Source organism: Craterilacuibacter sp. (assembly GCF_051659485.1).
Taxonomy (GTDB): Bacteria; Pseudomonadota; Gammaproteobacteria; order Burkholderiales; family Chromobacteriaceae; genus Craterilacuibacter.
Map to the genome: position 1 here is coordinate 1 of NZ_JBOFOO010000138.1, position 7,811 is coordinate 7,811.

Consider the following 7,811-nt stretch of genomic DNA (forward strand, 5'->3'; position numbering starts at 1 on the left):
GTCAAGCCTCGTGCAGCATCAAGCAATTCATGCGTATTAGCCTTGACAGCCCCAAGCGTCCGGCCAAAGGTCTCAACCAGACTATCAAATGCTTGTGCCATGCGTGAAATACCATCACCGCCTGCCATATTGGCACGGCAACTCAAATCCAGATCGCGACTCATTCCACTCATCAGGTTTTCCAACCGAGTGAGCGGCACATGAATACTCAGATAAACACGCCAACCAGCCAGAAGCAAGACAAGCGTCAACAGTACGCTAAGCCCGGCATTGATCCATAACTGCTGGCGCGATGCTTGCTGCTTCTGCCCTACATAGGCATCCAGATTTGACAGAATCAGCCCCTGTTCGGCTTTCAGTAAGGCAATTTTTGCCGTCGTAGCGGCAAACCATTGCTCGGACTTGATCTCTTGCGGCATACCTGCGGGAATAGCCAGAATCTGCTCGCGTAGTGCTGCAACAGCCTTGGCATCGGGCGAAGTCGCGATCTGTTTTAGCCGTTCCCCTTGTGCGCTATCGGCAATCAGCCTTGCCGCGTGAGCGTATGCTTCCTGATGAGCGCTGAGCGCCACCATTTTAATCTGCTCGGGAGTCTGCAAACTCCCCGCAGCTAATAAGCCATTAACATAGCCTCTCTCTCGCCCGGCAAATTCTTTTTCATTCAGCAAAGACAACAAGGAAACGCCAGAATGGACAAGCTGACTGTCGCTACTGATATTGACCACGCCGGAAACCAAGGCTATCAGCTTATCAATGCGGTCGCTATAAGCCGCAAACGCCTGCTTTGCCGGTGTTATCCGTGTATTAATGGCTACACGTTCCTGCTCAATGGACTTGAGCGCATCCACTAGCGGCGTGAGTTGTGCCGTCAACGCAGTCTCATTCAAGGCATGGGCGGTGCGCGTAAATTGAGCCATTGCCTTATCCGATACTTCCCGCGCCTCCAGCAGTGCAGACGAAGGAGCCCCAGAAGCAGACAAAAATCCGTTACTCAAGCCACGCTCCGTCTGCAAAGCATGAATCATCTGGCTCGCGTCAGTAGAAATGGCCACAAGGGCGCGCGCATCTTCATACTCCTGCAACATCTGGTAGCGACTCAGGGAGAGGTAAGCTGCTAAAGCCAGCGCCACAAATACTGGAGGCAGAAGCAGCAGTAATAATTTATGTCGAATCGCGAGATGCTGAAGCATGATGAAGTCACGCATATATTATAAGATTATGCGATTGTATATGCCTTGCTAGGCAATTGTCCTAAATTGCTCACACAAAGTACGATCCATGCGACACCCGGTCGCGCAGGTATAATCGCTGCATGCTGCCCACTCTTCTCCCCCCGCAAAACCCCAAGCTGCTAATCCGTGCACATAGCGACGAGCACGCCGTACTGGCTTGGTTATCCGAACACGCCGACCGCCCGCATACGCTGGCCGGCTACCGCAAGGAAGCGGAGCGGTTTTTATTGTGGTTGACTGCACGCGGGCAAACTCTCGTCCAAGTCAAACGTGAAGACGTGCATGATTACCAACACTTCCTGGCGCAGCCTGGCGAGGATTGGATAGGCCCTAGTCGTGCACGCAAGCACCCCCAGTGGAAGCCCTTTGCCGGCCCGCTTTCGTTATCCAGTATTAAGCACGCACTGACCATTATTGCTGCGCTTTACCGCTATCTGGGTGATGCGGGCTATCTGTCGGGCAACCCCTTTGCGCTAGTCAAGTCGCGACACAATAACCGCGACAACCTGCCATTCGAGCGTTTTCTGGATGAGCGCGCATGGCAAGCGATCATGCAGGCTTTGGCGCAATTGCCGGAAGATTCGGCTAAAGACCACGCCCATGCTGTACGCACACGCTGGCTCATTACCCTGATGTACCTGACCGGCGCTCGGCGCAGTGAAGTCGCACATGCCCGCATGGGGGATATTCTGCTACATCGCGGCCGCCACTGGTGGCGCATACAAGGCAAAGGGGGAGGTCTGGCCGAGGTGCCTGTCAGTATCGAACTGATGAAGGCGCTCGCACATTACCGTCAAAGTCTGGGGCTAGCCGCCGAAGTGCGCAGCACAGAGGACACGCCGCTAGTGTGCCGACTGGGCTCACTCAAACCACTGGGCGACAAGGCCATCTATTTGATATGCAAGGAAGTATTCAAGCGGGCGGAAGCCTGCTGTGCCGACGAAACATCCAGGCTTAGCCTGCGCAAAGCCAGTTGCCACTGGCTGCGGCATACCTCTGCCAGTCACCAACTGGAAGCGGGTGTCAGCCTGCTGATGGTCAGCCAGAACCTGCGCCATGCCAGCATCCAGACTACGCGCCGCTATTTGCACAGCGAGCACGACGCACGCCACGAAGCCAGCACCCTGCATGTTTTCAAGGCAGAAAAGGAAAGGAAACAAGGGTAAAGCAAGCCGCCGCCATGCTCAGGCTGCGGGTTTTTTCTTCTTGACGGGTGGGTTCGGGTGCAGGAATGCCGGGTCGAAATCGAACAACATGCCGGTACGGCCCGTTTGCGAGGCACAGGCAACCTGCAAAGCGCGATTAATGGCCTCTTTCTTGCTGACACCCCACCACTCGATCATTTTTTCCAGCGATTTTTGTGCCTCGCGCGACAACTCGACCGTAACCGACTGCTCTTGCAGGCGTTTACGCCTGAGGTCGCGACTGCGCCGCTTGCGCTCTGCGACCGTCATCGCGGTCGCGCCCAGCGGTTTACGGCCGGGTTTTTTTTGCACGCCACCGATGAGATCAAAGGTGTAGTGGTCGCAAGGATCTTTCATGGATATCGGTGACGGGTCACAAGTGGGGCGCAAGGATACCACAAAGCCCGGCTTGCGCCACGGCGGCTTTCATCCCTGAGCCTGAGCCAAACCGCGCCCACCCGTCCTACGTGCAATACATGCATGCCGAACAAAGCCAGATCAGCGCCAAAATGTCAGACCCGTAGCACAAGGCTGGCAGCACTTTTCAGTCGTGCCATGTCGACACTTGTAGCGCCGATGCGCGCATCCTGCTCCCTTAAACCTTAAAAAAACACCGGTAAAATCAGCAGCAGCAGCGCCTGCACGGCGATGGCAAACACGGCAGCGATCAGATCATCCAGCATGACACCAAAACCACCGTGAATGCGGCGATCAAACCAGCGTATCGGCCACGGCTTGAAGATATCGAACAGGCGGAACAAGACAAAAGCTAAAATCCAGCCACCTATGCTTGCCGGCGCAAAAGCCAGCACCAGAAGCATGGCGACAATTTCATCCCATACGATACCGCCATGATCGCCAACCCCCAAGGCTCGCCCTGTCACGCCGCAAACCGGTATGCCCATCATAAATAGCGGCAAGGTCAACCAGGCAATGTGCGCTGCATCCAGCCCCAGCCATAACAAGAGCGCGAATAGCGGCAAGGCCAGCAGGCTCCCCCATGTGCCGGGCGCCTTGGGCGCGAGACCTGCGCCGAAGCCGAAGGCAATAAAATGTGCAGGATGCGCCAGCAGAAACTTGAAGTCAGGCTTGATCAAAATGGTCATATCCTTTCTTGTTCAGCACATGTTCGCGGCCACCACACCCCAAGAGGCGCACGCCGGCTCCGTGGGTCATGCACCCGATCCGGCTGAGCGGCAGCGCCAGTGCTTGCGAAATCATGGAAAGTATTTGCCGCGCCGATGCCGGCGCAGTAAAGCACAGTTCGTAATCATCTCCCCCGGCCGCAATCAGCGCGGCGTGGTTTTCACGCCGCAGATCCAGCCACGGATGGGTAGGCAAGGCCGTGAGTTCGATTTCGGCACCGATACCGGAAGCGGCAGCAATATGGCCAAGATCGGCCAGCAAGCCATCGGACACGTCGATAGCGGCATGGGCGATGCCACGCAGTGCCAGCCCGAGCATTACCCGTGGCTCGGGGCGCTCCAGCCGGGTCGTACATGCGGCGAGCACATCCTCCGGCACGTCGCCGATCTGGCCCAAACGTACTGCCAGTGCCAGAGCCGCCTCACCCAGCGTACCGCTGACCCAGATATCGTCACCCGCCTTGGCTGCGGTGCGGCGTAGTGCTTCGCCTGCCGGAGCCTCACCCATGATGGTGACGGATAGCGCCAACGGCCCGCGCGTGGTATCGCCGCCAATCAGGTCTACACCAAAACGCTGGGCCAGCCCAAAGAACCCCTCGGCAAAGCCGGCCGCCCACGCCGGATTGATCTCGGGCAAGGCGAGCGCCAGCACCACCCAGCGCGGCGTAGCACCCATGGCCGCCATATCGGACAGATTGACCGCCAGCGTCTTGTGCCCCAGCGCCGCCGGATCCATGCCGGCAAAAAAATGCCGGTTTTCAACCAGCATGTCGACCGACACATGCATCTCGCAGCCCGGCGTGGGGCGTACGATAGCCGCATCATCACCCACGCCCAATTCGGCGCTAGGCGCGACGCGAGTGAAATGGCGCCGTATCAGTTCAAACTCGTTCATCACCCTCCCTTGCAGCTACTGACGTAAAAACACCCGCCGTAGCGGGTGTTTCGGATGCGGATAGTATTTAGTCGGGCCGACGGCGCGACTTCTGGTTGGCAACCTCGTCGCCACGCACTTCGGCAGCCAGATTGTCCAGTACGCCGTTCACGAATTTATGGCCGTCGGTACCCCCAAAGGTCTTGGTGATTTCGATGGCTTCGTTGATGATAACCGGGTACGGTGTTTCCGGATGCTGACTGAGTTCCAGCGCTGCCATCAACAACACGGAACGCTCGACCGGGCTGACTTCATCGGCACCACGCTCGTGAAAACGATCGACCAGTACACCCAGTTCCTTGACGTCTTTCAATACACCGTACAGCAAGGTGCGGAACAGTGCTTCGTCAGCTTTGACGAAGTAATCATTCTCGCGCAGATGTTTTTCAATCAGGGAAGCCGAGCTTTCCTGATTCAGATGCCACTCGTAAATGCCCTGTACGGCAAATTCGCGGGCACGGCGGCGGGCGGTTTTCATGGATTATTCCTTGTAAAGAACGGGCGCGGCAGGTTTAGCCGCGCAAGGCTTTGTGTAGATTTGCCATCTCCACCGCCACACGTGCAGCATCACGACCTTTTTCTATCATGCGTACTTCAGCTTGCTCGTCGGTTTCGGTGGTGAGGATGGCATTGGCAATAGGCACGCCGGTGTCAAGGCCGACGCGGGTTACAGCTGCACCCGACTCGTTGGAAACGAGTTCAAAATGGTAAGTTTCCCCGCGTATCACCGCACCCAGTGCAACCAAGGCATCGAAGCGACCGCTTTTTGCCATGGTTTGCAGTGCCAGAGGGATCTCCAGCGCACCAGGCACGCTGGTATACAGTATATCGCTGGCGGCAACACCCATGAGGTTCAATTCGGACAGGCAGGCATCGCGCAGGCCATGGCAGACATCCGGGTTGAAGCGACTCATGACGACGCCTATTTTCATGCCCTTACCGTCAAAATTAGGTTCAATGCGGTTGATGGTGTCCAGCATGGCGGATCTCCGTAATGGGTGGGCTTGCGCGGGAAGGGCGCGATTTTAACCGATTTCTACCGTCAGGTGTTCCGGTTGACGGAATCCCGTCACTTCCAGATCAAAACCAACCATAGAAGGCAAGCTGACCGGCGAGGCCAGCAAGCACATTTTACCGACCCCGACGGCTTTGAGCATTTGTGCACCAATACCGAAGGTCTTGCTATCCCAGTTGGCACGCGGCGTTTTCTCGCCGGCCACAGGCAGGGCGCGAGCCAGAAGGTCTTCCCCGCTCTCGGTGCGATGCAGCAGTATCATCACGCCCCTGCCCTCTTCCTCCATGACTTCCAGCGCAAATGGCAAAGTCCAGCTATGCGGACTGGTCAACGGGTCGAGGATGTCCATGATGGATAGCGGCTCGTGCACCCGCACCAGCGTTTCTTCATCGGTGCGTATCTCGCCTTTGACCAGCGCCAGATGGGTATCGCCATTGGTGATGTCGCGAAACACATGCATGGCAAACTCGCCAAACGGCGTCACCACGGCACGCTCGCCTACGCGCTCGACCAGGCTCTCGGTACGACTACGATAGCTGATCAGGTCGGCAATAGTGCCCACTTTCAGCCCGTGCTCGGCAGCAAACGCCAGCAACTCCGGCATCCTGGCCATCGTGCCGTCGTCGTTCATGATTTCACAGATCACCGAGGCCGGCTCCAGCCCAGCCAGCGCCGACAGGTCGCAACCGGCTTCGGTATGACCGGCACGCACCAGCACCCCGCCGTTGACGGCTTTGAGCGGGAAGATGTGCCCGGGTTGCACCAGATCGGCAGGCACAGCGCCGCGCGCAACAGCCGCCTGCACGGTGCGGGCACGATCCGCGGCCGAGATGCCGGTGGTCACGCCGCGGGCAGCTTCGATCGATACGGTGAAATTGGTCCCCAGCGGGGCACCGTTTTTACTAACCATCAACGGTAGCTCCAGCTGATTGCAGCGCGCTTCCGACAGGGTCAGGCAGATCAGGCCACGGCCATGCTTGGCCATGAAATTGATGGCTTCCGGCGTTACATGCTCGGCAGCCATGACCAGATCACCTTCGTTTTCTCTGTCTTCGGCATCAGCCAGTACTACCATTTTACCGGCCTTGATGTCGGCGATAATGTCCTGAACGGGGGAAATGTACATAGTGTTCTACCCTTGCAGACGGCACGCACAGCGTGTACCGCGTTTCGATTATTTATTATCAGATGCTATCGGATAGTTCAAATTCAAGCATTGAATATTTATCATGCTGGTGACGCATTTTTACACGCAAGCGTAAAGCATGGCTAAACAAAGGCCCGTCAGTCACCAGCGTATGAAATTCGCCACCCTCGCCACAAGGGTCGATGCCTTCGGCCTGCATGCGTGCAATCAGCGCGTGATCCAGCACCCGCCCCAGATAGTCGGCTGCCATCAGGTCGCTGCGTATCACCACAATGGTAGCGGTAAAGCCTGCGTCAATAAATTCGCGCACCAGGTCCAGTCTTTGCTCCTGCCACAAGGGGAGAACCGCTTGCAGACCGGCGGCAGCGCAGACCTTTTCTTCCCAGTCTTTATGCGCTTGCAGGTCGATGTCGCCAAACACCGCCTGACTCGCGCCTTGTTCGCGCAAACTTTGCAGGCGCTCGATAAATACCGCCTCGTATTCACCCCAGCTGGCATTGCCGGTCACCAACGGAATACCCAGTGCCGCGACTTGAGCCGCCAACACCTCGGGCGTAATGCCATGCGAGCGGCTGCGTTCGCCGGTTTCATCCAGCATCGACAGCAAGGCCAAGGGGTGTGCACCGGTTTTCAGGGTGCGCCACAGCGCAAGGCAAGAATCCTTGCCTCCGCTCCATGACAACGCAAATAACGGCGTACTCATGGCTGGACTCTTACCGCCAATACCCGCTCTACGGTGTCGACGATAGCCTGTGTCTGCGGATCCACCTCGATATTGACTTTGCCGCCTACGCGCCGGCTACCGATGATAGTGCGCGCCAGCGTTTCCGGGATCAGATGCACGCTAAAGGTATTATCGACAAGCTCGCCTACCGTCAGACTGATACCGTCGATGCCGACATAACCCTTGGCAAACACATATTTAAGCGCAGCATCGGGCAGACTAAAACGCAGCATGTGGTTATTCGGGCTTTCCACGACTGCTACCACCTCTGCACAACAGAAAATATGGCCGCTCATGGCATGGCCGCCAATATCGTCACCGAAACGCGCAGCACGCTCGACGTTGACAAAGTCACCGATAGCCAGTGTGCCAAGATTGGTCAGTCGCAAGGTTTCCTGCATCAGATCGAATGACACCCTGTCACCCTCTA

The 7,811-nt window shown here is 57.1% G+C and carries 10 protein-coding genes; 1 reads left to right on the forward strand and 9 read right to left on the reverse strand.

What is annotated here, in order from left to right:
- Window positions 1-1,205 (reverse strand): nitrate- and nitrite sensing domain-containing protein (locus ACRC1E_RS04750; protein ID WP_438513960.1); only part of this gene is annotated, 1,205 nt, incomplete at its 3' end.
- Window positions 1,206-1,312: 107 nt separating this feature from the next.
- On the opposite strand from ACRC1E_RS04750, the gene ACRC1E_RS04755 reads away from it, so the two are divergent.
- On the forward strand, window positions 1,313-2,398 hold the full coding sequence (locus tag ACRC1E_RS04755) for a tyrosine-type recombinase/integrase (RefSeq protein WP_438513961.1): 1,086 nt from the start codon (window positions 1,313-1,315) through the stop codon (window positions 2,396-2,398).
- 18 nt (window positions 2,399-2,416) lie between these two features.
- On the opposite strand, the gene ACRC1E_RS04760 is transcribed toward ACRC1E_RS04755, so the two are convergent.
- The 8 genes from ACRC1E_RS04760 to ACRC1E_RS04795 form a co-directional block, all read right to left on the reverse strand.
- Window positions 2,417-2,773, reverse strand: a complete 357-nt coding sequence (locus ACRC1E_RS04760) for a hypothetical protein (protein WP_438513962.1) — start codon at window positions 2,771-2,773, stop codon at window positions 2,417-2,419.
- 245 nt (window positions 2,774-3,018) lie between these two features.
- A complete protein-coding gene (locus ACRC1E_RS04765; protein ID WP_438513963.1) occupies window positions 3,019-3,522 on the reverse strand; it encodes a phosphatidylglycerophosphatase A family protein in 504 nt (167 codons plus the stop codon).
- Window positions 3,500-4,456, reverse strand: coding sequence for a thiamine-phosphate kinase (gene thiL / locus ACRC1E_RS04770; protein ID WP_438513964.1), 957 nt, complete (start codon window positions 4,454-4,456; stop codon window positions 3,500-3,502). Before thiL ends, ACRC1E_RS04765 begins: the two co-directional genes overlap by 23 nt.
- Before the next feature lie 67 nt (window positions 4,457-4,523).
- Window positions 4,524-4,973, reverse strand: coding sequence for a transcription antitermination factor NusB (nusB, locus tag ACRC1E_RS04775; RefSeq protein WP_438513965.1), 450 nt, complete (start codon window positions 4,971-4,973; stop codon window positions 4,524-4,526).
- A gap of 34 nt (window positions 4,974-5,007) precedes the next feature.
- Entirely contained in the window at window positions 5,008-5,475 is a 468-nt protein-coding gene (ribH, locus tag ACRC1E_RS04780) for a 6,7-dimethyl-8-ribityllumazine synthase (protein ID WP_438513966.1), read from the reverse strand.
- Between the two features lie 45 nt (window positions 5,476-5,520).
- On the reverse strand, window positions 5,521-6,636 hold the full coding sequence (ribBA, locus tag ACRC1E_RS04785) for a bifunctional 3,4-dihydroxy-2-butanone-4-phosphate synthase/GTP cyclohydrolase II (RefSeq protein WP_438513967.1): 1,116 nt from the start codon (window positions 6,634-6,636) through the stop codon (window positions 5,521-5,523).
- 58 nt (window positions 6,637-6,694) lie between these two features.
- Window positions 6,695-7,360: a diphthine--ammonia ligase gene (locus ACRC1E_RS04790; RefSeq protein WP_438513968.1), complete on the reverse strand. Its 666-nt coding sequence runs from the start codon at window positions 7,358-7,360 to the stop codon at window positions 6,695-6,697.
- The coding region (locus tag ACRC1E_RS04795) for a riboflavin synthase subunit alpha (RefSeq protein ID WP_438513969.1) at window positions 7,357-7,811 on the reverse strand (455 nt) is incomplete at its 5' end. The genes ACRC1E_RS04790 and ACRC1E_RS04795, both read right to left, overlap by 4 nt.

Coding starts and splice junctions, on each gene's coding strand:
- ACRC1E_RS04790 (WP_438513968.1), bottom strand. CDS start 7,360: ATGAGTACGCCGTTATTTGCGTTGTCATGGAGCGGAGGCAAGGATTCT.
- ACRC1E_RS04765 (WP_438513963.1), bottom strand. CDS start 3,522: ATGACCATTTTGATCAAGCCTGACTTCAAGTTTCTGCTGGCGCATCCT.
- thiL (WP_438513964.1), bottom strand. CDS start 4,456: ATGAACGAGTTTGAACTGATACGGCGCCATTTCACTCGCGTCGCGCCT.
- ribH (WP_438513966.1), bottom strand. CDS start 5,475: ATGCTGGACACCATCAACCGCATTGAACCTAATTTTGACGGTAAGGGC.
- ACRC1E_RS04760 (WP_438513962.1), bottom strand. CDS start 2,773: ATGAAAGATCCTTGCGACCACTACACCTTTGATCTCATCGGTGGCGTG.
- ACRC1E_RS04755 (WP_438513961.1), top strand. CDS start 1,313: ATGCTGCCCACTCTTCTCCCCCCGCAAAACCCCAAGCTGCTAATCCGT.
- ribBA (WP_438513967.1), bottom strand. CDS start 6,636: ATGTACATTTCCCCCGTTCAGGACATTATCGCCGACATCAAGGCCGGT.
- nusB (WP_438513965.1), bottom strand. CDS start 4,973: ATGAAAACCGCCCGCCGCCGTGCCCGCGAATTTGCCGTACAGGGCATT.